The organism is Gemmatimonas sp. (assembly GCF_041689975.1).
In the GTDB taxonomy this organism is placed as follows: Bacteria; Gemmatimonadota; Gemmatimonadetes; order Gemmatimonadales; family Gemmatimonadaceae; genus Gemmatimonas.
In genome coordinates this window covers 1-25,584 of record NZ_JBDNFF010000104.1, presented here as the reverse complement: position 1 = coordinate 25,584, position 25,584 = coordinate 1, and the positions used below count along the sequence as shown (strand labels likewise).

The following is a 25,584-nucleotide window of genomic DNA, read 5'->3' as shown; positions in this document are numbered from 1 at the left end:
AACACGGCCGCGATCAGTGTCGAGGCCACCGGCGGTCGGCGGTGCTCATCGCGTGTACCTGCGCCAACCACGCGCGGTCGCCTTCCGAGAACGCCACCTGCCGACGCGCCATCATGCGCTCCGCGATCTGCGCAAACTTCACCGCATCGAACAACTCGTACGGTGCGCCTGCGCCCCACGAGAATGGCGCAACGGCCTTGGGTGGCATCGTATCGAACACGTTGGCGCCAGCGCCCAGCACGCAGCCCGTGGTCAGTCGCAGCCCGATACCCGTCTTCACGTGATCACCGAACATCGTGCCCAGAAACTGCAAACCGCTATCGCGCATACCGTCGGGGGTCCACAGCGCGACCGTGCCGTAGCTGTTCTTGAGATTACTCGTGATGGTGCCGGCACCGAGATTCACCCATCGCCCGAGCACCGAGTGCCCTACGAACCCGTCATGACCCTTGTTGGCGTGGCCGATGAAGATCGACGACGACAGTTCACCGTGTACGCGACAGGTATCACCGATCGACGAACCCGCGACTCGATCGGCCGTGACGACACTGTCGCGGCCGATGTAGCACGGGCCCATGACTCGCGTAAACGCCTGCACATGGCATCCGCGTCGTAGCAGCACCGGCCCCGCGCTCGTGTCGAACACGGACATCGGTTCGATAATCGCGCCGGCTTCCACGTACACCGGATGGCTCCCAATCACCATAACCATGCCCGTTCCGGCGTGCAGCGTCGTGGTTGGCAGCGTCGCGGCCAGTGCCGGAATGTCGCGTTGCAGCAGCGGTTGCAGGGTCCCGATCAGGTCCCAGATCTCGTCCAGCCACACGCCATCGAGGTCGAGCGCTTCCGCTTCGTCACCGGTACCGTCGGGAAGTGCTCGGTCGTGCACCAAGGCATACGAGCCATCAGCCAGCATCGTCAGCGCGCGCTCGTCGCGCATCTCGACGTCCAAGCGACGGGCTGCGACGCGGCCGGCGATCGTGATCACCGAGGCGGCCTGCAAGACGGTCGAGGCTGGGCCATCAAGAAACGGCAGCGCCCGCGCATTCACGAGCCACGTGCCCGCGGCCAGCGCTCGCCCGTTCACACACGATGGGGCCTCGCCTTCCGCAAACCCCTGCAGATGCGGGGCAGAAACAAACCCGCCACTCCCGACACCGAGCGCCAACTCCCACCGCTCGCGCACCAGCAGCGCACCCGCACGCATCTCGCCGAGCGGTCGGCTCGTCGCGAACGGTTCGAAGCGCCGTGCGATCGCGTCGTCGTACAAGGCGATCACGACCCGCGCACCTCGGGCGGGAGCGCATCGAGCAACGTCTTGAGATCCGCCGCCTTCTCGCGCGTCGTCACCATCACCAGCCCCTCGCGAGCGACCACCACAAGGTCGTCCACGCCATAAAGCACCACGCGTGTACCATCGGCATGCACCACGTTCCCCGACGCCTGTAATGCGAACGTGGGGCCCAGCATCGCGTTGTCCTGCGCGTCGCGCGCACGCACGCGATGCAGCGCGGCCCACGTCCCGACGTCATCCCATTCGAACCGTCCGGGAAGCACCAGTACACGCGCGCTGCGCTCGAGCACGCCCACATCGATCGCGACCGACTCGACGTGCGAGAAAAACGCCTCGAGATCGTCGCCGGCCGCCGTGAGCGCCGGCTGTACTTCCGGCGTGTGCAGGCGGATCTCTTCGAGCAGATCGCCCACGCACCACGCGAAGATCCCCGAGTTCCAGAGGAACCCGTCGGCCACCATCTGCACGGCCCGCTCGCGGTCGGGCTTCTCCACGAAACGCGCCACATGCTGCACGCCTTCGCGCATCGGCGCGCCCGGCTGGATGTAGCCGAAGCCCGGATCGGGGCGCGACGGGACAATCCCCACCGTGACCAAGGCGCGTTCCTCGAGGGCAACCCGGGCCGCCTCGGCAAGCGTGGCCCGGTAGGCCTCGACATCGCCGATCGCCCAGTCGGCGTGCACGCAGATCATCACGGCGTCGCCGCCGGCGCGCTGCGCGATCACCTGCGCTGCCCACGCCAGTGCGGCGCACGTGCCGGCGGGCCGCGGCTCGGCAATCACATTCTCCGGCGGCAAATCGGGCTCCAGCGCCAGCACCGCATCGCGCAGCGAAGCATTCGTGAGCACTAGCGTCTGCGCCAACGGCGCGAGCGGCCGCATCCGGTCGAGCGTGTCCCGAAGCATGGGCGCGTCGCTGATCAGCGGCAGCAACTGCTTGGGACGCTCAGGCGTGGAAAGCGGCCAGAAGCGCGAGCCCACGCCTCCGGCGAGGACGACATTCCAGAGGTTCATGGCACCACCGGCGTCGTTCCGGTATAGGCGCGGACCCGCTCCAGCAGGCGACGCGGACTGAACGGCTTCGTCATGATTTCGGAAACGCCAAGGGAATCGACTTCGCGCAATTGCGCATCCTGTCCTGCTGCCGTGAGGACGATGCAGGGCAGGTGACGCCACCGTGCGTCGCCGCGCAGGATCCGCAGGATCTCGGTGCCCGTCATTCCCGGTAGCATCAGATCGAGCACCACCAGCGCGACGGACGGCGTGGACTCGAGGTGCGCGAGCGCTTCCGCGCCATGCTCAGCCAGGAGGACGGTGAACCCGGCCTGCTCGAGCCGCGTCCGGATGATGCGCCCGATATGTGGCTCGTCGTCCACCACGAGCACCGCCACCCCGAGCAGGGAGAGCCCGGCGGCCGGGTCCACCGGCATCGGGACCGCTGGTCGCGCGCTCAGACCAGCGAGGCGATCTGCGCCCGAAACCGACGGAGATCGTAGAGCAGCGCCGAGAGATTGGCCTCCGGGCGCAAGAGCACCAGCAGGAAGGCGTCGGGGGACACGGATGTCACGACGACGGTGCCGAGGCCGTACTCGAGCACCATTAACCCGAAGTCACCACGCCCTGACGCGACGCCCATCTCGGCCGCCGCCAGAGCCATGGGAGGCACGTAGGCGGCGAGGCCGTCGGGGTCGAGGGCGGCATCGGTGGCGCCGTCGATCAGGAGACCGTCGCGCCCGAGGACGATGGCGGCATCCACACCGTCGCGGCGGCGCAATGCACTGACGAGATCGCGAATGGTGGGCATGGCGGAACGCTGGTCGCGAAGCGGGGTGAAGTCAAGCGACACTGCTCACGTGATTGCGCACCTGATAACGGCACCAAGCGCTTGCCCGGACACGAGTTGAGCGGTAACCTCCACATTCGTACTGCTATCGTTTCCGACCATGGGAGTCACCCTGATTGCTCGTTTCTTCGGCGCGCCTCGAGTCGCTCGGCGTGCTCTGTCGTTGGGGGCCCTGATCGTCACGGCGGTCGCCCTCGTCGCGTGCGACGACGCGAACAACCTGCTTCAGGCCGCGTCGTCTGAGAACACCGCGCGCAATTTCAGCGTCTACGCGCTCTCGGGTACATCGTCGGCACTTCCTGCGGCGTATCAGTTCACGTCGGAGCGCCTCGCTCGTCCTCAGTTGCTGACCAATGGCGGCGTCAATTTCGACGTGGCGTTCGACCTCACGAGCGACAACAAGGTCACGCTCCTGCCGGTCCGCACGGTCGTGCCGCTCCCGCCGGCCGGTGTCTCCAGCGTTGGCCTGCTCAAGTCCACAACCAGCTTCAGCGCGCTCGAGCGGGCGCCCGATCGCGGCTATGCGATCGATTCCACGCTCGTCATTGGTATCGGTGAAACCGTCGTGCTGCAATTGCCCGGTTCCGGCTGCTTTTCCGGCGAACCGTATTACGCCAAGCTCGTCGTCGATAGCATCATCGTTGCACAGCGGCGCATCGTGGTCGGCTCGCTCGTGAACCGCAATTGCGGGTTCCGCGCGCTGACGGTTGGAATCCCGAAGAACTGATTTTCGCATGCATGATATTCGGTTGTTGCGCGACCAGCTCGAGCATCTGCGTGAAGGCATGCGCCGTCGCGGTAAGCTCGCCGAACTTGGCCCCATGCTCGACCGCGCAGAATCGCTCGAACGAGAGCGTCGGGCGGCGATCACGGAGCTCGAGGCCCGGCAGGCGCATCGGAACAAGGTCACGGCGGAGGTTGGTCAGCGTCGCAAGGCGGGTGAAGACGCGACCGAACTCATGGCCGAAGGACGCGCCATCGGCGAGCAGATCGCCACGCTCGAGCAGCGCCGCGCCGAAACCGAGGCGGCGGTGCAAGTCATGCTGTACGAGCTGCCGAACATCACGTTGCCCGACGTCCCGGAGGGCGACGAGACCGGCAACACGGTGGTGCGGAGCTGGGGAAGCCCGCGCACGCCACACGCGTCCATCGTGCCGCACTGGGAGAAGGGCGAAGCGTTCGGCATGATCGACCTCGCCCGTGGCGCCAAGATCAGCGGCTCGGGCTTTATCGTGTACCGCGGTCGCGGCGCTCGTCTTGTGCGAGCCCTCATGAACATGATGCTCGATATTCACACCGAGGAGCACGGCTACGAAGAAACGTGGGTGCCGCTGGTGGTGAATCGTGCGTCGATGACCGGCACCGGCAACTTTCCGAAGTTCGAGGAAGACGCCTACGCGGTTACCGAAGACGAGCTGTTTCTTATTCCCACCGCCGAAGTCCCGGTCACCAATCTGTATCGCGACGAGATTCTCGACGCGAGCGAACTGCCGAAACGGTTCTGCGCCTTCAGCGCCTGCTTCCGACGTGAGGCGGGCGCCGCCGGCAAGGACACGCGTGGTCTCCTCCGTGTCCACGAGTTCGACAAGGTCGAGCTGGTGCGGTACGCCAATCCCGACACGTCTTTCGACGAGCTGGAGCTGCTGACCAGCCAAGCGGAAACAATTCTCCAACGGCTCGAATTGCCGTACCGCGTGTTGCTGCTGGCCGCCGGTGACACGGGGTTTTCGAGTGCAAAGACGTACGACCTCGAAGTATTCGCGCCGGGCGTCGGCAAGTGGCTCGAAGTCTCGAGCTGCAGCCTCTTCACCGACTTCCAGGCGCGTCGCGCGAACATCCGCTTTCGTCCCGCGCCGGGAGAGAAGCCGAAACTCGTGCACACGCTGAACGGATCGGCGCTCGCCTTCTCGCGCGTCATCGCGAGCATTCTCGAGCATCACCAGCAGCCCGATGGCTCGGTCCGGATTCCCGAGGCGCTTCAGCCGTACCTCGGCCGCGCTGAACTGCGCTGAGCGTCGCTGACCATGCGTCGTCGCCGCTGGCCCGTAGTCGTCATGGTGCTCGGCGTGCTGGGGCTGCTCACGTGGTACGTCGTCTACACGCAGCATGTGGTGCGCCAACTGCGGGTCGCGGCGGCAGGGCAGGGGCAGATGTATTCGCGGATCTTCCGGGCGTTGCAGGATACGAGCGCCACGCAGGATCCCACCGTAACCCTGCTGGAGCTTTCCCAGCAGATCCGTGAGTCGGGGTTGCCCCTCGTGCTCACCGATCCCGACGGCCGGGTCTCAGCCGTCGCAAACTTGCCGTTCGACGAACCCCTCGACGGTGCGCGCACGAAAGCGTTCGTGCAGGAACTCGATCGGCAGAGTGCGCCGGTCCTGCAGCCCGGTGGCGGTGGTGTGCATTACGGCGACAGCCCGATCGTGCGTGGCCTGCAGGTCATTCCCATCCTGCAGGCCATCGGCATCGGTCTACTCGTCGCCTTCGGCATCTACGCGCTGATCGAGCGCGGGCGAGCTGATCGCGAGAAGGTGTGGGCCGGTATGGCGCGCGAGGCCGCGCACCAACTCGGAACCCCGCTCTCGGCGATGGCCGGATGGCTTGAATTATTGCGCGACATGGTCACGACGACCACCGCGACGCGAGCGGTCGACGCCATGGAGCAAGATCTGCAGCGGCTGGAACGGGTGTCCCATCGGTTCGAACGCATCGGCCGTCCGCCGCGTGACGACCAAGTGGACTGCGCTGCGCTCGTCGATCGGCTCGCGTCCTACTTTGCCGCGCGCGCGCCGACACTCGCGCGTACGGTCCGCATTCGGAGCGAGCACCCCGAGGGACCGCTCATGGCCCGCGGCGACAAGGTGCTGCTCGAGTGGGTCATGGAAGTGCTGATCAAGAACGCCATGGATGCTCTAGCTGGACGCAATGGGGAGGTCATCGTGTCGGCGGTGCCGCTCCCGGAGGGCGGGGTGCGCATTCGCGTGCAGGACGACGGCCCCGGCGTTCCCCGCAAGCTGCGACAGCGCATTTTCGACGCCGGCTTCACCACGAAGGATCGTGGGTGGGGCATCGGACTCTCGCTCGCGCGTCGGATTGTGCAGGAGAATCACGAAGGGAAGCTGGTGCTCGCCGACACCGACCGCGGAGCGGCCTTCGACGTTATCTTGAGCGGATGACGACGACGGGTTGGTCCGGTTCCCTTTTTGACGCGGTGCCTGCGGCGCCGACGCTCGATCTCGAGGCGCTCACACGAGGCCTGAATCCCGGCCAGCGCGAGGCCGTGTTTCATGACGACGGTCCGGCGCTGATCCTCGCCGGTGCCGGTTCAGGAAAAACACGCGTGCTCACCACACGCATTGCACGGCTGATCGGCGATCGCGGGGTCGCCCCTCACGACATCCTGTCCGTGACGTTCACGAACAAGGCGGCCGGCGAGATGCGAGCCCGAATCGCCAGGTTTCTCGGACACGAACCCAAGGGTATGTGGTGCGGCACCTTCCATGCCCTCGGCGCGCGCATGCTGCGCGGTGTTGCCCCGATCGTGGGGCGACAGCAGAACTTCACGATCTACGACGAAGACGACACCATCGGCGCTGTCAAGCGCGTCATGGAGCGTCGAAAGCTCAGCCCCACACAGTTCGCGCCGAAGGCGATTCTCAGCGCGATCTCGAGTGCCAAGAATGCCCTCGTCGCGCCCGGCGAGTATGCACGCACCGCGCGTGACACATTCACCACGGCCGTCGCCGGCGTGTACACCGATCTCGAACACGCGTTGCAACAAGCCAACGCGGTCACGTTCGACGATTTGTTGGTGCTGCCTGTTCGCGCACTCGAGCAGGACGAGGCACTGCGGGCGCATTATCAGCGTCGCTTCAAGTACGTGCTCGTCGACGAGTATCAGGATACCAACGCCGCGCAGTTCCGCTTCGTGCAGCTCATGGGTGGGGGTTATCGCAACGTGATGGTCGTCGGTGACGACGACCAGTCCATCTACGGGTGGCGCGGCGCCGACATCCGCAACATCCTCGATTTCGAGCGCGCCTTCCCTGGTGCGCGCGTCGTGCGCCTCGAAGAGAATTACCGGTCCACGCCGAACATCCTCGCGCTCGCCAACGCCGTGATCGCGGAGAACACGGAGCGGCGCGGCAAGACGTTACGCGCCACGCGACCGGAGGGGGAAACGGTCACGCTGGTCGAAGCACTGGATGAGCGCGACGAAGCCGACTTCATCGCCGACACGATCACCGCGCGCATGTCGCGCTCCGATCTCGCGCGGCGCGACTGCGCGGTGCTGTACCGCACGAATGCGCAGAGCCGCGCGATCGAAGACGCGTTTCGTCGCCGCAATATGCCGTATCGTCTCGTCGGCGCCGTACGCTTCTACGATCGTCGCGAGATCCGCGATATCATGGCCTACCTGAAACTGGTCGCCAATCCCGCCGACGACGAGGCGTTCCGTCGTGCCGTGAACGTGCCCAAGCGCGGACTCGGCGACGCCACGATTACGCTGCTGGTCGAGCGCGCCCAGCGCGCGGGCGTGCCACTGCTCACGATCGCGTCGCGCATCGATGTGATCGCGGAGTTGCGCCCCGCCGCGCGAACGGCCCTCGCTGATTTCGTCTCGCTCGTACAGCGCTTGCGTGCAGCGGCCATCGACTCGGCGGTCGATGAACTGCTCCGCGACCTCGCCGCCTCGATCAAGTATGCCGACCACCTGCGCGCCGAAGGGCCGGAAGGGCTGGAGCGCATTGAAAACGTGCGCGAACTCATCGCCGGTGCCGCGGAGGTCGTCGCCGACGAAGGTGGTGAAGTCGGACTCACGCCGCTTGATCACTTCCTGCAGTCGTCGACGCTCGTCGCCGGTATCGACAAGCTCGATCCGAATGCCGACGCGGTGACCTGCATGACGATGCACAACGCGAAGGGACTCGAGTTCCCGCTCGTGTTCGTTTCCGGCCTCGAGGACGGTCTCTTCCCGCTCGCGCGCGCGGCCGAGGATCCCAGTCAGCTCGAAGAGGAGCGCCGTCTGTTCTACGTGGGCATCACGCGCGCCGAGACGAAGCTGTACCTCACCTGCGCCGAGCAGCGTCGGCGAAATGGCGAGATGATGTTTTCGATGCCCTCGCGCTTTCTCAAGCAGGTCACGATCTCGTTGGCCGAACGCCAGAAGACGGCGCGCGCCAAGTCCGAGGGACGGGGCGGCTTCGCCTCCATTGGCGGTACGCAGTCCGGGCGCGACAGCGACGACTCGTGGGGACGCAGCAGCTACAGTGCCGGTGGTGGTAGTGGGGCAAAGCGCTCCGGCGGACCGTATGGCAGCGCGTCGTACGGCGCCGGCAATACCGCGTTCGGCAAGAGTGCCGGGTCGTTCTCCACGCCCGCGCGGCGTGATCGCCCCACCGAGCCGGAACACGAGTCGCAGGATGCACCGATGTTCGCCATCGGCGAGAAGGTGCGTCACGGCAAGTTCGGTTCGGGCACCATCGCCGAACTCACTGGCAGTGGGCGCGACTTGAAGGTGCGCATCGATTTCGAGGACGAAGAAATCGGCCGCAAGACCCTAGTGCTGGCGCAGGCCAAACTCGAACGCGGGTGGGACTAGGTGTCGGTTACGAACGATGATGTGCTCCATGTGGCGCAACTCGCGCGCCTGGCGATCGACGACGCACGCCTTCCCGGTCTCGTCGCTGAGCTGAACGGCATCCTCGAGCATATCGATGCGCTGCAGCCGACTGCGCTGCCCGCCGATCTCGGCGGGCGCGCCGAGGCTGGTATGCCGCTTCGCGCCGACGACGTGCCGCCAGTGGCGCTGCAACGCACCCGCGAAGCATTCGCGCCGGCCACGCGCGATGGATTCTTTTTGGTGCCACGCTTGGCCACCCACGGCGATGCCGGTGCCTCCGCCTCCGAGGGTGACGCATGAGCGTGGAATCGCTGAAGACGCACACGGTCGAAGCAGCGTGGGCCCAGTATGACGCCGTCGATGCCGGTCCCAGCGGTCTGAACGCCTTCCTCGCCGTTGATCGCGAAGGATCGTTGGCCGCCGCCCGTGCGTCGGCGACCAGCGCGAGTACCGCCGATCTCGCTGGCGTACCGGTCGCCATCAAGGACAACCTCGCCACGCTCACCCTGCCGACCACCTGCGGATCGCGGATTCTCGAGGGGTACGTCAGTCCCTACGAAGCCACTGCCGTGCGGAAGTTGCGTGATGCCGGGGCGATTGTGATCGGCAAGACGAACATGGATGAATTCGCCATGGGGTCGTCGACCGAAAACAGTGCTTACGGTCCCACGCGGAATCCGGTCGATCGCACGCGCGTGCCGGGAGGCTCCTCCGGTGGCTCCGCGGCAGCCGTCGCGGCCGGTGTCGTCCGCCTCGCGCTCGGCTCCGAGACCGGTGGCTCCGTGCGTCAGCCAGCCGCCTTCTGCGGGATCGTCGGGGTGAAGCCCACGTATGGACGCGTCAGCCGTTTCGGCCTCGTCGCCTACGCATCGTCGCTCGATCACGTCGGCGTCTTCGCGCGTAATGTCCACGATGCTGCGCTTGGGCTGGAGATCATCGCCGGACACGATCCGTACGATGCCACCTGCGCGTCACAGCCGGTGCCCCCACTACGCGAGTCTGCTGTACTTCTCGACCGTACACAGCCGCTCGCCGGTCTCGTTGTTGGTCGCCCGGTCGAGTATTTCACAGATGCCCTCGACATCCGCATTCGTGCACACTGCGATGCGTCGCTCGAACGCCTGCGTGCGCTCGGTGCCGAAGTGCGCGATGTCTCGTTGCCGCACACGGCGCTCGCGATCCCCGTGTACTACGTGCTCGCGCCGGCCGAGGCATCGAGCAACCTCGCGCGCTACGACGGCGTACGCTACGGTCTACGCGCCAATGCCGATGGACTGCGCGAGATGTACGAGCGCACGCGCTCAGGCGGTTTCGGTGCGGAAGTGACACGTCGCATTCTGCTTGGCACGTACGTACTCAGTGCAGGCTACTACGACGCGTACTATCGTCGCGCGCAGACCGTGCGCACGCTCATCACGCAAGACTTCGAGCGCGTCTTCGCCTCGGGCGTGCACGTGTTGTTCACGCCCACCGCACCGACGCCGGCGTTTCGCATCGGTGAGGTGTCCGATCCGTATGACATGTATCTCAGTGACATCTACACGGTGACGGCCAACCTTGCGGGCATTCCCGCCATGTCGCAGCCGATCGGCCTCGTCGACGGACTCCCCGTGGGCGGACAGTTCATGGCGGCCCGCTTCGACGAAACCACGATGTTCAAGGCCGCGGCTGCTCTCGAGCACGCCATGGGAATGGAGATCGGTGCATGAACACGACATCGCCAACTACCAGTTCGGCCGTCGATTGGGAGCTCGTCATCGGTCTTGAAGTGCACTGCCAGTTGAAAACGCGCAGCAAGATCTTTTGTGGCTGCGCGACATCGTTCGGCGAAGCACCCAACACCAACACGTGTCCGGTGTGCCTGGGGTTGCCGGGGGCACTGCCGGTGTTGAACGCGCACGCCGTCGAACTCGCCGCGCGCGCGTCGCTGGCCCTCGGCTGCATCGTGCACGAGACGTCGGTGTTCGCGCGGAAGAACTATTTTTATCCTGACCTGCCCAAGGGATATCAGATATCGCAGTTCGATCAGCCGATCGCGACCGGCGGCACGATCGTCGTCGATGACACCGTCGATCCGCCGCGTGCGATCCGTGTCCATCGCGTGCACATGGAAGAAGATGCCGGAAAGTCGGTGCACGACCGGTTCCGTGACGCCACCGCCATCGATCTGAACCGCGCCGGCACCCCGCTCATCGAGATCGTGTCGGAGCCCGAGATTCACTCCGCGGCCGACGCCGTGAGCTACCTCCGTCGACTCAAGCAGATCCTCGAGTACACTGAAGTCTCCGACGCGAACATGGAGGAAGGGTCGCTGCGCGTGGACGTGAATATCTCCATCCGTCCGCGCGGCGTCGAAACGCTCGGCACGAAAACCGAGGTCAAGAACCTCAACTCCTTCTCGTCGGCGGAGCGCGCCGTCGAGGTCGAGTTCGCGCGGCAGCGCGCGATCCTAGAGAGTGGCGGTCGCGTCGAGCAGCAGACGTTGCTCTACGACGAGAAACGCAATCAGGTGCGCTCCGCGCGCAGCAAGGAAGGCAGTCACGACTACCGCTACTTTCCCGAGCCGGATCTGCCGCCACTCTGTCTCACCCCCGCGTTCGTGCAGGCACAGCGCGAATCACTCCCCGAATTGCCGGCCGCGAAGCGCGACCGATTCACCGTGCAGTACGGACTCGGCGCCGCGGACATCGAACAGCTCATCGTGAATCGCACCCTGGCTGATCGCTTCGAAGCCGTCGTCGCGTCGTCGGGTGACGCGCGCCGTACGGCCAACTGGATGCTCGGTCCCGTGCTCGCCGCCGTGAATGCATCAGGGGGCACACTGCTCGACCATGCGGTCGACCCCACGCGTCTCGGCGCGCTCATCAAGCTCGAAGCGCGGGGTGACATCTCCAACACCGCGGCCCGTCAGATCTTTACGCTCATGGAACGCGAGCCCACCGAGCCACTGGTGATCGCGACGCGCGAGGGTTTGCTCAAGGTCACCGACGACTCCGCGCTGGTCGCTTGGATCGACGAGGTGTTTGCCGAGTCACCGACCGAGGCCGCGCGCTTCATGGCGGGCGAGCAAAAGCTGCAGGGTGTCCTGGTCGGCCAGGTCATGAAGAAGTCGAAAGGCTCCGCCGACCCGAAGAGGGTCAATCAGCTGCTGGCCGCTCGCGCGGAGTGAAGAGCGGCGTCGGGAGTGCAGCGGCATGTCGGAGTTCGGTCACCGGCATGCCGAACATCCGATCGGCTTCCAGCGCCGCTCGCACATCACCGCCTTCGCGCTTCGCTTGACGGCGGACTTTCTTCGCTTCGCGCAGCGGACTGTCGCCCGATGGGTCAAAGCGAAACGCATCGCTGTTGTCCCAGCGATTGAACAGATCTACGATGTAGTCGAACGAGCGCGCCATGTAACGACCGACTTCGGCATCGCTCAGATCCCAGCGGCTCTTCTCCGCAACGAGCTGGAAGATGCGCTGCCATGAGTCCGTATCGGTCACGTACACCATGCCGCGAAAGATGCGCCGATTGGTCGGTGTGCCGAACAACGTAGGGCTCAGAATGCGATCGAGATGCAGATCGGCCGGCGAGTGATCGATGGACAGGAGGTCACGGGCGCGTCGCGGCCAAGGATCGCCCAGGTGCGTGTCGATCCGGCTCTCCCAGTAGCTATGACCGAGCGCAGTCGTACTCGAGGTCACAGCCAGCTGTCGCGGTACGAAGAAGTTGTGGGCCACCACATCGGCGGCCAGATGCGCGAGATATCCGAGGCCAAAGGCACGCAACGACGGCGGTTCCGCTTCATCATGGATCTCGAGGCCGACGCGCCACGAGTGACAGTGACGCCCAACCTCTGCGTACTTCTTGGCGATGCTCGTATCCGCCGCGATCGACCCGTAGAGAAAGTCGGTGGGATACGCCGCCAGCAGGTCCGCGATCGTCGACGGCACGAGCGAGAGATTCCGGAGCAGCGCATCGCCAAGGAAGACGTGAGTGCCGGGCGTCCAGGCCCAGGCGTCCGTGGGGAAGCAGACCAACGCCACCAGCACCGCGAGGCTACCGACCATCCAGGCACCATGACGTACGAGCACGAAGCGCTCAGTCGTCGTCGTCAGGATCCACGGGGACAGGGGTACGACGCGGCCGCGGGTGACTCAGTCCCGTCGTCAGTTCGCCCGCGCCCACGCGAACCCCGCGAATCGCCGAGACGGCAGAAAGCGCGGTGTCTTCCAGTTCGTCCTGCAGCACATCCAGTACCGCGTTCACGTCATCCACGCGACGTGCCGTTGTTTCCGCCGCGTCGAGCAACTGCTCGCTCAACGTCTCGGCCGCGTCCGTCACACGCTCCACATCAGTCCGGAGCATCGCCACCACTTCCCGTGCGTCGCCTACGATTGCCGTCGCGTTCGCCAGCAGCGGCTTCGCGTCGGTGGTCAGTTTGTCGACCGTCTCGTTGAACTTCCGCACGCCGGCGCGCATCGAGAGGATCAGCAGAATTGTCGCAATCAGCACGCCGATGCCAAGCAGAAGCACGACGACCTGAAGCACACCGCTCGTCCACTCCAGCACGCCGCGCTCGGGGATCGTGCGGGCGATGATGGTGTCCGGGAACGTGGCGGCCTGCAGAAGCCGCGCAGACAACGCACTCACAAAGGTCATAATGATGATCTAAGGGTTTCCGGCAGGGTCGGGAAGGGGCTGCGGCGATCGATACCAGGCGTCGGCGACCAGTACGTGACGGTCAGGGCGTGCGTGACGCTTTCGCGGCTGCTATCCTTCCGCTCGCCCGATCGCTCCGTTCAATCGCCGCGTTCAACCCCGAGTGCATGTCCGCCGTCCAGTTTATTGTCGAAGGGGGTCAGCGTCTCAGTGGCTCGATCAGACCAGCAGGCAATAAGAATGCCGCGCTGCCGATCGTGGCCGCCACGTTGCTGACCGATCAGCCGGTACAGCTGCATAACGTCCCTCGGATTCGGGATATCGAGACCCTCGTGGAACTTGTCCGCACCACCGGCGCGGAATGCGAGTGGAACGGCCCGAACTCGCTGCGTGTGCATGCGAGGTCGGTAAAAGCGACCGACCTCGATCCGACGATGTGCGCGCGGATTCGCGCGTCGATCCTGCTTGCCGCGCCGCTGCTCGCGCGTTGCGGCACGGTGACGCTATCGCCACCTGGTGGCGACGTGATCGGCCGCCGCCGGCTCGACACCCACTTCCACGTGTTGCACGCGCTCGGCGCCGAGTACGAATTGGGTGAGCGGTTTCGCTTCACCGCGAAGGCCTTGACCGGCGCCGACGTTTTTCTCGATGAGCCCAGCGTAACGGCCACTGAGAACGCGCTCATGGCCGCGGTCGCTGCCACGGGGCGCACCGTGCTGCGCAACGCGGCGAGTGAACCACACGTCCAGGACCTCGCGCGCTTCCTCGTCGCCCTCGGCGCGCGCATCGACGGCATCGGGTCGAACGTCTACACCATCGAAGGCGGCAGGCCGCTCGGCAGTGCAACGCACGAGATCGGTCCCGATCACATCGAGGTCGGATCGTTTATCGGACTCGCGGCGGTGACCCGCTCGGAAATTCGCATTGAACGGGCCGGCGTCGAGCATCTGCGCAGCATACTCATCGGGTTCGAGCGGCTGGGCGTTTCCTGTATCATCGACGGCGACGACCTGATCGTGCCCGCTCAGCAGTCGCGCGTGATTCAAAGTGATCTTGGCGGACACGTCCCGAAGCTCGAGGATCAGCCGTGGCCTGCGTTCCCGGCCGATGTCATGTCGATTGCCATCGTCACGGCGACGCAGTGTGAGGGGATGATCCTCATGCATGAAAAGATGTTCGAATCCCGTCTTTACTTTACCGATAAGCTGGTCAGCATGGGCGCTCGCATCGTGCTCTGCGATCCGCATCGCGCGATTGTCTCCGGTCCTACGAAACTGCGCGGTAGCACGGTGGAATCGCCCGACATCCGCGCCGGCATGGCCATGCTGCTGGCCGCATTGTGTGCGGATGGAACGAGCGTCATCAACAACGCCCAGCAGATCGAGCGTGGCTATGAGCGGATCGAAGAGCGACTCGGAGCCCTCGGCGCCAGGATTCGGCGCGTCGAACTGAGCGCGCGCTGATCACGGGACGTCGATGAGTCTGATGCCGCTGGGATCGGCGGAGCCGGTATCCGGTATGCCCGATGGCGTGCTGGCGTGGACCACGACCCGCGCCGACGGCACGTTCGGGATGGGATCGCAGGAACCGGTTGGCGAGGTGATGGATCGATGGGCCGCACTCCAGGATGGGCTGCAGGCGCTCCGGATCGAGCGACTCGCCACGGCCCACCAGGTCCATGGCGCGAGCGTGGAGCGCCACGTGGCCGGCTGGCGCGGATGGCTGCGCTTGCGCGGCGTGGATGGTCATGTCACGACTACGCCGGGGACGGCGCTGGCCGTGACGATCGCCGATTGCACCCCCGTCTTTATCGCACATCCGGGTGGAGCCGTTGCGGTGCTGCACGCCGGCTGGCGCGGAACGGCGGCGCGCATCCTCGACGCCGGCCTCGACCAGCTGGGCGCGCTCGGATTTCCCGCCGACGAATGCGTGGTGCATCTCGGTCCTTCGATCTGTTTCGCGTGCTACGAGGTTGGTCCTGAGGTGCTCAGCGCTGTGTACGGAGTTCCCGTATTCGCCAAGGGTCAACTGGACGTGCGCGAAGTGCTGCGGGAACAGGTTTGGCGCCGCGGGGTCACCCAGATTTCAGTCAGTCCTGCCTGTACGCGATGCCATGCCGACCGGTTCTTCAGCCATCGTGGCGGAGATCAGGGTCGGCAGTTGGGCGTAATTGCGCTCCAGTCATCTTGACCTTGCAGGCGGTGGGGCGTAGGTTGCCACTCTAGGTAGTAACTCCTTCGTGAATTTCGCCCGCCTCGCGCGGGTGGGTGAAGTGTGGGGATGGTCCCCACACTTTTTTGTTCTTCGGTGTTTGGTTTTTTCTGGTTCTTACTGGAGACGTGCAGGTGGGCGAGATAGTCGAACCCATTGTCGCACAAGAGCTTGACACGCTTGGCTTTGATTTGGTGGAGATCCGGCGCGGGGGCTCACGCTCTCGTCCCGTGCTCGAGATCCGAATCGACCGGCGTGACGGCACGAAGGTGACGATCGAAGACTGTGCCAAGGCATCCCGCGCGGTGGAAGCGCGTTTGGAAGCCCAGGCGATGGTCGGAGAGCAGTATGTATTGGAAGTTTCTTCGCCGGGCGCAGACCGGCCGTTGAAAACCGCTGCAGATTGGCGCCGATTCGTCGGACGCCGAGCAACGGTCACGAGCGGCGCGCTGGCGGGGGGTAAACAGGAAGTCGAGATCCTTGCGCTGGACGGCGAGGAAGGCGCCGAACTCGCGCTGGTGCGTGATCCGAAAGGGAGGGAGTTCCAACTCCCCCTCGTCGAGGTCACCCAAGCGCGATTGGCGTTTCACTGGAAACGATAGGGGAGACGGATGGCCGGACCAGCGGAGATTCTCGCAGCATTCCGTGAACTGTCGAATCTGAAGCAGATCACGCGCGAGGAGCTGCACGGGCTTCTCCAGGACGGCATTCATGCTGCACTGGCTAAGAAGCACGGGGCCACCGTGCAGGCAGAAGTCGAGATCAACGAGGAGAAGGGCGCTATCCGCATCGTGCTGCTCAAGACGGTTGTGGAGGAAGTGACCGATCCTGCGCGTGAGGTCCCGCTCGAAGAGGCGCGATTCATGGACCCGGAGTTCCAGATCGGGGACGTGATGGAAACCGAGGTCGATTTCAATGAATTCGGCCGCACCGCCGTTCAGGCCGCCAAGCAGCGGATTGTGCAGCGCGTGCGCGAAGGCGAACGCACGCGCATTCGTGACGAGTTCGCCGGCCGGGTCGGAGACCTCCTCTCCGGTGAAGTGCAGCAGATCGAGCGTGGCAAGCTGGTGGTCATGCTCAACAAGTTCCGTGAAGCGGAAGCCATCATTCCGTATCGCGAGCAGAACCATCGCGAGCACTACCATCAGGGTGAGCCCGTCCGCGCCGTCCTCAAGCGAGTCGAGGACACGCCGAAGGGGCCGCGTCTGATTCTGAGCCGCTCCGATGCCCTGTTCGTGCAGGCGCTCTTCAAGCTCGAAGTGCCCGAAATTCAGCAGGGCATCGTGGAGATCAAGGCGGCCGCCCGTGAAGTGGGCAGCCGCACCAAGATCGCCGTCACGTCCCGTGATGACGCCATCGATCCGGTCGGCGCGTGCGTCGGCCTCAAGGGATCGCGCGTGCAGGCGGTCGTGAACGAACTCGGTGGAGAGCGTATCGACATCGTGCCCTGGTCACCCGATCCGGAGCGCTTCGCCAAGCTGGCCCTTGCCCCAGCTCGCGTCGCTCGCGTGTTCAGTGACGCGATGTCGCGAACAATTCAAGCCGTCGTCGACGAAGACCAGCTCTCGCTCGCGATTGGACGCAACGGTCAGAACGTGCGTCTAGCGTCCGAGTTGACCGGATGGAAGATCGACCTGTACTCGAGCCGTGAGTGGATGGAGAAGGGCGGAGAAGCGCCGCTGTTCGCACCGCTGCCCGAAGAAGAAGAAGAAGAAGCAGATGTCCCGCTGAACGAGATCGAAGGGCTCGAGATCGGAACGGTCGCCGTGCTGGCGGAAGCCGGGCTTACCACACTGAACGACATTCTCGATCTCGATCGCGACGATCTCCTGCGGTTGCCCGGTATCGCTCCCGAAGAGGCCGATCGGATCATGGCCATCATCGACGAGCTCACCACCGAAGACGACGGCGACGCCGGAAGTTCGAGCGCGTGAGTGATGAACCCCGCGTCGCGCCGACGCTCGATGATCCCGTGCGCCGAAAGGTGCTCGGACTGATCGGGCTCGGAGCGCGCGGTCGGCTTATCGTGGTCGGCGCCGAACGCGTCGCCATTGAAGCCGGGAAGGGCAAAGTGGTGCTGGCGGTGGTCGCGAGCGATGTCTAGCGCCACTCGCTGGAGAAGGTCGTGCCGGTCCTTCGGGCCCGTCGCATCGAAACGTTGGAGTGGCCGAGTGCGGCCGAGCTGGGCGGTGCTGTCGGGCGGGATACGACAGCGGCGATCGGGATTGTAGATCAAGCGCTGGCGCGCGGTATCCGTAGCGCCGTGGCCGGGGCAACCCCGGCAGGCGACGCGACGCGCGTTTCGCGTTAGGAGGACGGGTTGAGCAAGCTTCGTGTGCATGACATGGCGGGTGAGTTCGGTATCTCGGCTGACGAGGTTATCGCGCTGCTGCGCCAGATGGACGTTCCGGTTCGCAGCCATTTGTCGCTGTTGACCGACGATCAGGTTTCCCGTATTCGCGCCCGATGGGAGCGCGAAAAGCGCGTGCGCGCTGAGAAAGCGCAGCCCGCACCGGCCGCCGCTCCTCGACGCCGTCGCACGGGAGCCGCCGCTGCACCCGATGCTGTGATCCCAGCGGCCGAGGCAGAAGCGCCTGCCCCCGCAGTGCGTCGTCGGCGTGCCGCTGAGGTCGACGCCCACGCCGGTGAGTTCGCCGCCGCCCACGCGCACGGGGACGAAAACCACGCTGCCGACGCCCCCGCCCCCGAAGCGCAGCGGGAGCAGAACACGGTCGAAGTCAACCGTCCGGCGGTCCCGGCTGCGATGGAAGCACCCGTCGAGCAGGAACCCCAAGAACGTGCTGACATCGAACACGTCTCAGTAGAACGCGCCGCCGAGCTCTCGGCCGCAGCGGCCGCCGAACCCGTGCGCATTGATCCGCCCGTCGTTCTGACGCCGCCGCCTGCGAAGCCGAAGCCCGTCGTGTTCGCACGGCAGGACGCCGCGCCTTCGCCGCGTCTTGCTGTGCCGAGACCGGCATCCGTCGTCGATCGTCCTGCCGCGGTCACAGCGCCGCCCGCGCCAGTCGCCACCGCCGCATCGGCTCCAATCGGGGCGGCGCCGGTCGCCGCCATCATGCCACCCGCACCGTCGGCTCCGCTGTCGGCCGATCGGCCGCGTCCGCGTCCGGTCGTTCCTGGCGCGCCGCGCCCGGGCCGCATGGGTGGGTCGCCGAATTTCGGCGGGGCGCGTCCGATCGCGTCCGCCGCGCCGGGTGGTGGACTCGGTCAGGGTCAGCGCCGTGATGATCGTCGCCCCGGCGGCCCGCAAGGCGGCCCGGGTGGAGCACCCGGCGGTGGTCAAGGCGGTGGCCAGCCGGGACAGGCTGGTCAGGGTACCGGCATCGCGGCCAGCGCGCAGAGTCAGCAGCGCCGTGGCAAGAAGGGCAAGCGTGGAGCGGTCGATCAGGAAGCGGTGTCGGCCAACATCACGAAGACGATGACCGCCATGCGCGGCGCGCCAACGCGCGGCCGTGGTGGACGGCGCTTCGGTTCCGACATGCGTGCCGAGATGGAGGAGCAGCGCGTTGCGGCGGCGGAGAAGGAACGCAAGACCGTCCGCGTGAACGAGTTCATCACGGTGTCCGAACTCGCGCAGATCCTCGGTGTTTCCGCCACGCAGATCGTGGGCTTTGCGTTCAAGACGCTCGGTCTCATGGTCACCATCAATCAGCGCCTCGACTTTGACCAGATCGAACTGATCGCCGGTGAGTTCGGCTTCCAGGCCGTCAAGGAAAGCGATTACGCGGCTGATATGGAGGGCGAGCAGATTGTGGATGCGCCGGAAGATCTTCGGTCGCGCCCGCCGGTTGTCACGATCATGGGTCACGTCGACCATGGTAAGACGTCGTTGCTCGATTACATCCGAAAGGCCAACGTGGTCGCCGGCGAAGCCGGTGGCATCACGCAGCACATCGGCGCCTATCACGTGGAGGTCGCCAACAAGCGTACCATCACGTTCCTCGACACCCCGGGCCACGAAGCGTTTACCGCTATGCGTGCCCGCGGTGCTCAGGTTACCGACATTGTCGTCATCGTCATTGCCGCCGACGACCAGGTGATGCCGCAGACCGTCGAAGCGATCTCACATGCGAAGAGCGCCGGCGTTCCGATCATCATTGCTATCAACAAGGTTGATCTTCCCACGGCGCAGATCGGTAAGGTGAAGCAGGACCTGCTCCAGCACGAAGTCGTGCTCGAAGAGTTCGGCGGAACCGTGCTGCACTCCGAGATCTCGGCCAAGAAGGGAACCGGCATCGAAGAATTGCTCGATCAGATTCTGCTCCAGGCCGATATCCTCGAACTCAAGGCCAACCCGTCGCGTCGCGCGGTCGGGTCGGTCGTCGAAGCACAGCTCGACCAAGGCAAAGGACCGGTGGCGACCGTGCTCGTGCAGAACGGCACGCTCAAGGTCGGTGACGACTATATCTGCGGCATCTACTCCGGCCGCGTACGCGCCATGCTCGACGAACGTGGCAAGCCCGTGAAGTCGGCGGGTCCCGCCATTCCGGTGCAGATCCTCGGCCTCACGGGCGTGCCCATGGCCGGCGACCAGCTGCTCGTGGTCGAAGATGCCTCCGAGGCGCGTGACATTGCGCAGCGTCGTGAGCGTCTGGATCGCGAAGCACGGAGCCGTCGCAGCACGCGCGGACTGGTGTCGCTGGAAGACTTCATGTCGCAGACCAGCGCTGGCCAGAAGCGTCAGTTGCGCCTCGTCATCAAGGCCGACCAGGGTGGTCCGGCCGAAGCACTGGCCGATGCGCTCGGGCAGCTCTCCAACCCCGAAGTGCAGGTGGAAATCCTGCACCGCGGCGTTGGTGCGATCGCCGAGACGGATATTCTGCTCGCGAAGGCGTCAGGGGCCATCATCATTGGCTTCCACGTCCGTCCCGACAACAATGCCCGCGCGGCAGCCGAGCGTGAAGGCGTGGATATCAAGCTGTATCGCATCATCTACGAGGCCGTGGCCGACGTGAAGGCCGCCCTCGAGGGCATGCTCCGCCCGGAGTCGCGCGAAGTGGTGTACGGCGAAGCTGAGGTACGCGAAACGTTCAAGGTCGCACGCGTCGGAACGATCGCCGGTTGCATCGTGCGCTCGGGCAACATGAACCGGAAGGGACGTATGCGCGTCATCCGGGACGGCGTCGAGATCTACGACGGCGGCATCGCGTCACTGCGTCGCTTCAAGGACGATGTGAACGAGGTGAAGGAAGGCTACGAGTGCGGTATCGGCATCGAGAACTTCAACGACGTTAAGGTCGGCGACGTCTTCGAATGCTACCGTACGGAAGAAGTGGCTCGTACTCTCGACCAGGCTGCAAAGTCCTGAGGAGGCAGTATGGGCGAACCGCGGCGACCTGACCGCGTTGCCGAATCGATTCGCGAACAAGTGGCGACCTTCCTTGCAGAAGGCGCCAAGGATCCGCGAATTCGTGGCTTCGTTACCGTGACAGCGGTGGAGATGACACGCGACCTTCGGCACGCCAACGTGTTCGTGAGCGTGATGGGAGATGACGCAGCCATCAAGGCGACTTTCGAGGGACTCGGATCTGTCGCGTCGCACTTGCGTTCGATGCTCGGCAAGACGCTGCGACTGCGAAACGCGCCGGAGATTCACTTCAAAGCTGACGAGAGCATTGCGCATGCATCGCGCATCGAACAGCTGTTGGCACAAATCCGCACCGATCGTGATGCCGGTGCCGGCGAACACGTGGCAAACGAGCCGGTGGCAGACACCACGGGCGACGCCGACTCGACGGCCGGGGATGCCCGCGGCCCGTCGGGCTCCTTGCCCTCAGCCGAGTGACCGCGACCCGCTCGGCGTGATGGCGCGCTGAGGCGGCCGTGGGCGCGATGTCATGATTACGTCAGGACTGCTGTATGTCGACAAGCCGGCGCGGATGACCTCGCACGATGTCGTCAGCGTCGTGCGACGTGCGGCCCGCTCCAAGCGGGTTGGGCACGCCGGTACGCTCGACCCGTTCGCTACCGGACTGCTCGTGCTGGCGGTCAATGCCGCTACCCGACTGCTGCCGTATGTCGTCGGCGAGCCGAAAGTGTACGATGCGGTCATTCGGTTCGGCTACGAAACGGACACCGACGATCGCACCGGTGAGGTCACCCGCGAGGTGAAGCCTCCCGACGCCGAACTCCTCGCGCATCCTGATGCGACTCCGCTCCGCGATGCGATTGCTGCGCTGACGGGGCAACTGGCACAGGTACCGCCAGCGTTTTCCGCGAAGCACGTGAACGGCGAACGGGCCTACGCCTTGGCGAGACGAGGTGAAGTCGTCGATCTCCCGCCGGTTGCGGTAAATGTGATGCGCTGGGAGTGGCTCGCAAGCTCGTCCGACTCGCTCAGCGTGCGCATTACTTGTGGGGGAGGCACGTACATCCGCGCGCTTGCACGCGATCTTGGACGCGCCCTCGGAAGTGCGGCGCACTGCGACAGTCTGCGTCGCATTTCCAGCGGCGCGGCATGCGTGGCCGATGCGGAACCGCTCGAACGGCTCGACCCCGGTAGTCTCGTCGATGGCCGCGTCTTGTTGCGCCCACCACTGTCGGCCCTGGGTGACATCGCGCATGAGCCGCTCGACGACGCCGGCATCGCGGCGCTCCGTGTTGGCCGCCGCGTGGCGGCAACGACCGCGGGCCCGCGCGGCGCGCTCCTCTGGAACGACTCGGTCGTCGCGATTGCCGAGCGTACCGTCGGCGACTGGTGGCAACCGCGCGTGGTCATGCTGAGTCAGGAAACGGCGCCGTGACGTCGGTGTGGTCCGATCCCGTCGGATTGCCGATCGGCGAGTCCGGTGCCGTCGTCACGGTCGGCACGTTTGACGGCGTGCACCGCGGCCATCATGACGTCTTGGCACGCCTCGTCGCGCTTGCCACGGCGACCAAGCGGCCGAGTGTCGTCGTGACCTTCGAGCCGCATCCGCTGGAAGTGGTCCGTCCGGCAGACGCTCCGCCGCTGCTCACGTTGCACGACGAAAAGCTCGAGATGTTCGCGCAGTGTGGCGTGTCCTACGTGGCCGTACTCCCGTTCACGCCCATTCTCGCGTCGTACGAAGCGGAGCAGTTCGTGGATGCGGTGCTGATCGAGCGCTTCCGGGTCGTCGAGCTGCTCGTAGGGCATGATCACGGATTCGGACGCGGGCGGCTCGGAGATATTGACGTGCTGCAAGCGCTCGGCGCCTCCCGAGGGTTCGGCGTCACCGTGTTGCCGCCGGTGCACGCTGCCGACGGACAGGCCATTTCGTCGACCGCCATTCGGTCCGCGATACTGAAGGGCGATCTGCCGACCGCTGCGGCCGGCCTGGGTCGCCCCTACAGTCTCGCCGGCACCGTCATCCGGGGCGACCAACGGGGGCGATTGATCGGCTATCCTACGCTCAATCTGCTGCCCCCTCCCCTCCGGAAATTGCTTCCCCCAGACGGCGTCTACGCTGTCCGGGTCCAGACGCCACAAGGGCCCTTCGGCGGCATGCTGAACCTTGGTCCGCGGCCGACGTTCGGGGATGCGTCCCGGCGGATCGAGACACATGTATTCGATGCCACGCACGACTGGTACGGGGCGCCGATTCGGCTGGATCTGATCGCACGGATTCGGGATACCCAGGCCTACAGCGGAATCGAGGCACTGCGCGCGCAACTTGCCCTCGACGAAGCCGCCGCGCGCCAGACTCTACAGGGACTGGCTACCGCCACGAGCGCCGAACCCCTAAGTTAAAAGGCTAGGCGGACTTTTCGCCGTTTCTCGCGTCTCTCCTGCTGGCGCGCTGTCATTACCTCTGGCCACCGGCATCGATGGCGAACCTGAAGTACCGCATTCTGCTCATCGTTGGACTCCTCGCGGCCTCCGTGTGGACTCTATTTCCGCGCACCGTTGTTGAACGGGTGAAGCGCGACGGCGTTTTCGTGTACGACACGGCTCGTCGCGTGCCCCTCAAGCGAGGTCTCGACCTCCAGGGCGGTATGCACCTGACGCTCGAGGTCGACGAGTCCAGGCAGGCGGTCGCCGACAAGTCCGAGGCGCTCGATCGTGCACTCAAGGTCGTGCGTCAGCGCATCGACGAGTTCGGGGTCTCCGAACCGGTCGTGCAGAAGGCCGGCAACGAGCGCATCATCGTCGAACTGCCCGGCATCGACGACGCGGAACGCGCGCAGGACGTCGTGCAGAAGTCGGCCTTTCTCGAGTTCCAGATCACCGACAAGACGCAGGCGTTCGAGAAGGTGATGCCGCGCTTCGACGAGATCGCCAAGAACGCCGGACTCTCCACGGCGGCTGAGGCCAAGGCGTCGGGCGACACCACCAAGAAGATCGGTGTCACCTCGCTGCTCACGCAGAAGTCCGATTCCGTGAAGGACTCGACTGGCAAGGCGGTCGCGACCACCGGAGCCGATTCCGTTGCCGCGAAGCCCGCGGTAGTCGCCGGTGGGCTGTTCAGTACGAACGTGCAGGCCGGACAGATTCCCGGGCAGTACATCGTGCCGGAAGCGGCATATGCGGCCATCGAGCGCGCACTTAAACTCCCCGCAATGCAGAACGCCATGCCCCCGGGCAAGGTGATGCGATGGGGCGTCGACTCGCTCGTGTCCGGCACTCAGCGCTTCTTCGCGCTGTACGTGCTCGATTCGCGCCCGATCATCACCGGTGAAGTGCTTACCGACGCCCGTCCCTCTACCGATCCGGTGGAAGGCAACGTCGTGCAGTTCACGCTGAACAACGAAGGCGCGCGCCGTTTCAAGGTCGAAACCGGCAAGCACGTGAAGGACAACATGGCCATCGTGCTCGACCAGCGCGTCGTCACCGCGCCGGTCCTCAACAGTGCGATCGGTCGGAATGGTCAGATCACGCTGGGCGGTGGTACGCTGCAGGCCGCACAGGACCTCGCGCTCGTGTTGCGCGCCGGCGCGCTCCCGGTCCCGCTCAAGGTCGCGGAGGTCCGCAGCATCGGTGCCAGCCTCGGTGCCGACTCGATCAATAAGGGTGCGCTCGCGCTGGCGACGGCATTCCTGCTCATCGTCGTCATTCTGATCGCCTACTATCGGTTCTCGGGGATGCTCGCGGTGGCTGCACTGCTGCTCTACCTCGTGTATACCCTTGCCATACTCGCTGGCTTCAATGCCGTGCTCACGCTGCCCGGCCTGGCCGGCTTCGTACTCTCCATCGGTATCGCCGTCGACGCCAACGTGCTGATCTTCGAGCGTATACGCGAAGAACTCGACCACGGAAAGTCGAACCGACTGGCCATCGATGAAGGCTTCCGCCATGCGCTCAGCGCGATCATCGACACCTCGGCGACGACGATCTTGTCCGGTATGGTGCTGTATCAGTATGGCTCCGGTCCGGTGCGCGGTTTTGCTGTCACGCTCATCGCGGGCCTCGTGGCCTCGCTGTTCACGGCGATCTTCGTGAGCAAGACCTTCTTCATGATCTGGCTCAGCCGCACGCGCGGCAACCAGACGCTGAGCATCTGAGGACGCCATGCTGCGAATCTTTCACAACACCAAGTACGAGTTCGTCAAGCATTGGCGCATCGCTGCCGGAATCACGGTCGCGTTCATCGTCGCGGGACTCGTCACCTTCGGCATCAACGGCGGTGTGAACTACAGCATCGAGTTCACCGGTGGTACGCTGATGCAGGTGCAATTCAAGCAGGCTCCTGATGTCGCCGTAGTGCGAAGTACGCTCGACAAGGCGGGCATCACGGGCAGCGAAATCCAGGAGTTCGGTACGGCCACGGAGTACACCATCCGTGCCCGCGACGAGAAGCTGGTCGAAGCGCAGGCCGCGGGTGCCGAGGGCATCTCCAAGAAGATCGCGTCGGCGCTCGAACAGCAGTTCGGCGCCGGCAACGTGGCGATCGTGCGCACCGAAGCGGTCGGACCGAAGGTCGGCAGTGAGCTCCGTTCGGGCGCGCTCACGGCCATGCTGCTCGCGTCGCTCATCACGCTCGCCTACCTCGCG

General features: G+C 65.2%; 24 protein-coding genes and 1 pseudogene. 19 read left to right on the top strand and 6 right to left on the bottom strand.

The window, feature by feature from the left end; all coding sequences use genetic code 11:
• Nucleotides 1-13 precede the first annotated feature (13 nt).
• Genes ACESNG_RS07205 through ACESNG_RS07190 form a run of 4 tightly spaced genes read right to left on the bottom strand, consistent with a single transcriptional unit; the run spans nucleotide 14 to nucleotide 3,097 of the window.
• Nucleotides 14-1,279, bottom strand: a complete 1,266-nt coding sequence (locus ACESNG_RS07205) for a putative sugar nucleotidyl transferase (RefSeq protein ID WP_373062684.1) — start codon at nucleotides 1,277-1,279, stop codon at nucleotides 14-16.
• Entirely contained in the window at nucleotides 1,276-2,307 is a 1,032-nt protein-coding gene (locus ACESNG_RS07200; protein WP_373062686.1) for a mannose-1-phosphate guanylyltransferase, read from the bottom strand. Before ACESNG_RS07200 ends, ACESNG_RS07205 begins: the two co-directional genes overlap by 4 nt.
• Complete coding sequence (locus ACESNG_RS07195; RefSeq protein ID WP_373062688.1) at nucleotides 2,304-2,723, bottom strand: response regulator; 420 nt, start codon at nucleotides 2,721-2,723, stop codon at nucleotides 2,304-2,306. Before ACESNG_RS07195 ends, ACESNG_RS07200 begins: the two co-directional genes overlap by 4 nt.
• A 20-nt stretch (nucleotides 2,724-2,743) precedes the next feature.
• Nucleotides 2,744-3,097, bottom strand: a complete 354-nt coding sequence (locus ACESNG_RS07190; protein WP_373062690.1) for a roadblock/LC7 domain-containing protein — start codon at nucleotides 3,095-3,097, stop codon at nucleotides 2,744-2,746.
• A gap of 139 nt (nucleotides 3,098-3,236) precedes the next feature.
• Here ACESNG_RS07190 and ACESNG_RS07185 point away from each other — a divergent pair, with 139 nt between their 5' ends.
• From ACESNG_RS07185 to gatB, 7 genes are read left to right on the top strand one after another with little or no spacing between them, the layout of a single operon-like run.
• Nucleotides 3,237-3,863 (top strand): hypothetical protein, encoded by a 627-nt coding sequence (locus ACESNG_RS07185; RefSeq protein WP_373062692.1) that lies wholly within the window; start codon nucleotides 3,237-3,239, stop codon nucleotides 3,861-3,863.
• Nucleotides 3,864-3,870: 7 nt separating this feature from the next.
• Complete coding sequence (gene serS, locus ACESNG_RS07180) at nucleotides 3,871-5,148, top strand: serine--tRNA ligase (RefSeq protein WP_373062694.1); 1,278 nt, start codon at nucleotides 3,871-3,873, stop codon at nucleotides 5,146-5,148.
• Between the two features lie 12 nt (nucleotides 5,149-5,160).
• Nucleotides 5,161-6,312 carry an ATP-binding protein gene (locus ACESNG_RS07175; RefSeq protein WP_373062696.1) on the top strand — a complete coding sequence of 384 codons (1,152 nt, stop codon included), beginning with the start codon at nucleotides 5,161-5,163 and terminating at the stop codon, nucleotides 6,310-6,312.
• Nucleotides 6,309-8,738, top strand: a complete 2,430-nt coding sequence (locus ACESNG_RS07170; RefSeq protein ID WP_373062698.1) for an ATP-dependent helicase — start codon at nucleotides 6,309-6,311, stop codon at nucleotides 8,736-8,738. Before ACESNG_RS07175 ends, ACESNG_RS07170 begins: the two co-directional genes overlap by 4 nt.
• A complete protein-coding gene (locus tag ACESNG_RS07165) occupies nucleotides 8,739-9,059 on the top strand; it encodes an aspartyl/glutamyl-tRNA amidotransferase subunit C (RefSeq protein WP_373062700.1) in 321 nt (106 codons plus the stop codon).
• Nucleotides 9,056-10,468, top strand: a complete 1,413-nt coding sequence (gene gatA, locus ACESNG_RS07160; protein ID WP_373062702.1) for an Asp-tRNA(Asn)/Glu-tRNA(Gln) amidotransferase subunit GatA — start codon at nucleotides 9,056-9,058, stop codon at nucleotides 10,466-10,468. Before ACESNG_RS07165 ends, gatA begins: the two co-directional genes overlap by 4 nt.
• A complete protein-coding gene (gene gatB / locus ACESNG_RS07155) occupies nucleotides 10,465-11,928 on the top strand; it encodes an Asp-tRNA(Asn)/Glu-tRNA(Gln) amidotransferase subunit GatB (RefSeq protein WP_373068375.1) in 1,464 nt (487 codons plus the stop codon). Before gatA ends, gatB begins: the two co-directional genes overlap by 4 nt.
• Here gatB and ACESNG_RS07150 read toward each other — a convergent pair.
• Nucleotides 11,897-12,835, bottom strand: a complete 939-nt coding sequence (locus ACESNG_RS07150; protein ID WP_373068373.1) for a zinc dependent phospholipase C family protein — start codon at nucleotides 12,833-12,835, stop codon at nucleotides 11,897-11,899. The genes gatB and ACESNG_RS07150 overlap by 32 nt on opposite strands.
• Nucleotides 12,836-12,842: 7 nt before the next feature.
• Complete coding sequence (locus ACESNG_RS07145) at nucleotides 12,843-13,403, bottom strand: hypothetical protein (RefSeq protein ID WP_373061098.1); 561 nt, start codon at nucleotides 13,401-13,403, stop codon at nucleotides 12,843-12,845.
• Nucleotides 13,404-13,570: 167 nt separating this feature from the next.
• Between ACESNG_RS07145 and murA the strand changes: the two genes are divergently transcribed.
• From murA to ACESNG_RS07085, 12 genes and pseudogenes are all read left to right on the top strand, one after another.
• Nucleotides 13,571-14,866, top strand: a complete 1,296-nt coding sequence (murA, locus tag ACESNG_RS07140) for a UDP-N-acetylglucosamine 1-carboxyvinyltransferase (RefSeq protein WP_373061097.1) — start codon at nucleotides 13,571-13,573, stop codon at nucleotides 14,864-14,866.
• A 13-nt stretch (nucleotides 14,867-14,879) separates the two neighbouring features.
• A complete protein-coding gene (locus ACESNG_RS07135) occupies nucleotides 14,880-15,593 on the top strand; it encodes a polyphenol oxidase family protein (RefSeq protein WP_373061096.1) in 714 nt (237 codons plus the stop codon).
• 107 nt (nucleotides 15,594-15,700) lie between these two features.
• Nucleotides 15,701-16,216 carry a ribosome maturation factor RimP gene (gene rimP / locus ACESNG_RS07130; protein ID WP_373061095.1) on the top strand — a complete coding sequence of 172 codons (516 nt, stop codon included), beginning with the start codon at nucleotides 15,701-15,703 and terminating at the stop codon, nucleotides 16,214-16,216.
• 9 nt (nucleotides 16,217-16,225) lie between these two features.
• Entirely contained in the window at nucleotides 16,226-17,548 is a 1,323-nt protein-coding gene (gene nusA / locus ACESNG_RS07125) for a transcription termination factor NusA (protein ID WP_373061094.1), read from the top strand.
• Nucleotides 17,545-17,718 (top strand): hypothetical protein, encoded by a 174-nt coding sequence (locus ACESNG_RS07120; protein ID WP_373068371.1) that lies wholly within the window; start codon nucleotides 17,545-17,547, stop codon nucleotides 17,716-17,718. Before nusA ends, ACESNG_RS07120 begins: the two co-directional genes overlap by 4 nt.
• A gap of 21 nt (nucleotides 17,719-17,739) precedes the next feature.
• Nucleotides 17,740-17,925, top strand: coding sequence for a hypothetical protein (locus ACESNG_RS07115; protein WP_373068369.1), 186 nt, complete (start codon nucleotides 17,740-17,742; stop codon nucleotides 17,923-17,925).
• A gap of 9 nt (nucleotides 17,926-17,934) precedes the next feature.
• Nucleotides 17,935-20,943, top strand: coding sequence for a translation initiation factor IF-2 (gene infB / locus ACESNG_RS07110; protein WP_373061092.1), 3,009 nt, complete (start codon nucleotides 17,935-17,937; stop codon nucleotides 20,941-20,943).
• A gap of 9 nt (nucleotides 20,944-20,952) precedes the next feature.
• The gene (gene rbfA / locus ACESNG_RS07105) at nucleotides 20,953-21,420 is read left to right on the top strand and encodes a 30S ribosome-binding factor RbfA (protein ID WP_373061091.1); all 468 of its coding nucleotides are present in this window, start codon (nucleotides 20,953-20,955) and stop codon (nucleotides 21,418-21,420) included.
• A gap of 52 nt (nucleotides 21,421-21,472) precedes the next feature.
• Nucleotides 21,473-22,378, top strand: coding sequence for a tRNA pseudouridine(55) synthase TruB (truB, locus tag ACESNG_RS07100; protein WP_373061090.1), 906 nt, complete (start codon nucleotides 21,473-21,475; stop codon nucleotides 22,376-22,378).
• Nucleotides 22,375-23,343, top strand: coding sequence for a bifunctional riboflavin kinase/FAD synthetase (locus ACESNG_RS07095; protein ID WP_373061089.1), 969 nt, complete (start codon nucleotides 22,375-22,377; stop codon nucleotides 23,341-23,343). The genes truB and ACESNG_RS07095 overlap by 4 nt, the downstream gene beginning before the upstream one ends.
• A gap of 77 nt (nucleotides 23,344-23,420) precedes the next feature.
• The gene (gene secD / locus ACESNG_RS07090) at nucleotides 23,421-25,094 is read left to right on the top strand and encodes a protein translocase subunit SecD (protein WP_373068367.1); all 1,674 of its coding nucleotides are present in this window, start codon (nucleotides 23,421-23,423) and stop codon (nucleotides 25,092-25,094) included.
• Between the two features lie 7 nt (nucleotides 25,095-25,101).
• Nucleotides 25,102-25,584, top strand: a pseudogene (locus ACESNG_RS07085) (hypothetical protein); the annotation flags it as partial.

Excerpts from the sequence above, each read along its gene's own strand:
- ACESNG_RS07200 (WP_373062686.1), bottom strand. The coding sequence starts at position 2,307 with ATGAACCTCTGGAATGTCGTCCTCGCCGGAGGCGTGGGCTCGCGCTTC.
- ACESNG_RS07195 (WP_373062688.1), bottom strand. The coding sequence starts at position 2,723 with ATGCCGGTGGACCCGGCCGCCGGGCTCTCCCTGCTCGGGGTGGCGGTG.
- ACESNG_RS07190 (WP_373062690.1), bottom strand. The coding sequence starts at position 3,097 with ATGCCCACCATTCGCGATCTCGTCAGTGCATTGCGCCGCCGCGACGGT.
- ACESNG_RS07185 (WP_373062692.1), top strand. The coding sequence starts at position 3,237 with ATGGGAGTCACCCTGATTGCTCGTTTCTTCGGCGCGCCTCGAGTCGCT.
- serS (WP_373062694.1), top strand. The coding sequence starts at position 3,871 with ATGCATGATATTCGGTTGTTGCGCGACCAGCTCGAGCATCTGCGTGAA.
- ACESNG_RS07175 (WP_373062696.1), top strand. The coding sequence starts at position 5,161 with ATGCGTCGTCGCCGCTGGCCCGTAGTCGTCATGGTGCTCGGCGTGCTG.
- ACESNG_RS07170 (WP_373062698.1), top strand. The coding sequence starts at position 6,309 with ATGACGACGACGGGTTGGTCCGGTTCCCTTTTTGACGCGGTGCCTGCG.
- gatA (WP_373062702.1), top strand. The coding sequence starts at position 9,056 with ATGAGCGTGGAATCGCTGAAGACGCACACGGTCGAAGCAGCGTGGGCC.
- gatB (WP_373068375.1), top strand. The coding sequence starts at position 10,465 with ATGAACACGACATCGCCAACTACCAGTTCGGCCGTCGATTGGGAGCTC.
- ACESNG_RS07145 (WP_373061098.1), bottom strand. The coding sequence starts at position 13,403 with ATGACCTTTGTGAGTGCGTTGTCTGCGCGGCTTCTGCAGGCCGCCACG.
- murA (WP_373061097.1), top strand. The coding sequence starts at position 13,571 with ATGTCCGCCGTCCAGTTTATTGTCGAAGGGGGTCAGCGTCTCAGTGGC.
- ACESNG_RS07135 (WP_373061096.1), top strand. The coding sequence starts at position 14,880 with ATGAGTCTGATGCCGCTGGGATCGGCGGAGCCGGTATCCGGTATGCCC.
- nusA (WP_373061094.1), top strand. The coding sequence starts at position 16,226 with ATGGCCGGACCAGCGGAGATTCTCGCAGCATTCCGTGAACTGTCGAAT.
- rbfA (WP_373061091.1), top strand. The coding sequence starts at position 20,953 with ATGGGCGAACCGCGGCGACCTGACCGCGTTGCCGAATCGATTCGCGAA.
- truB (WP_373061090.1), top strand. The coding sequence starts at position 21,473 with ATGATTACGTCAGGACTGCTGTATGTCGACAAGCCGGCGCGGATGACC.
- secD (WP_373068367.1), top strand. The coding sequence starts at position 23,421 with ATGGCGAACCTGAAGTACCGCATTCTGCTCATCGTTGGACTCCTCGCG.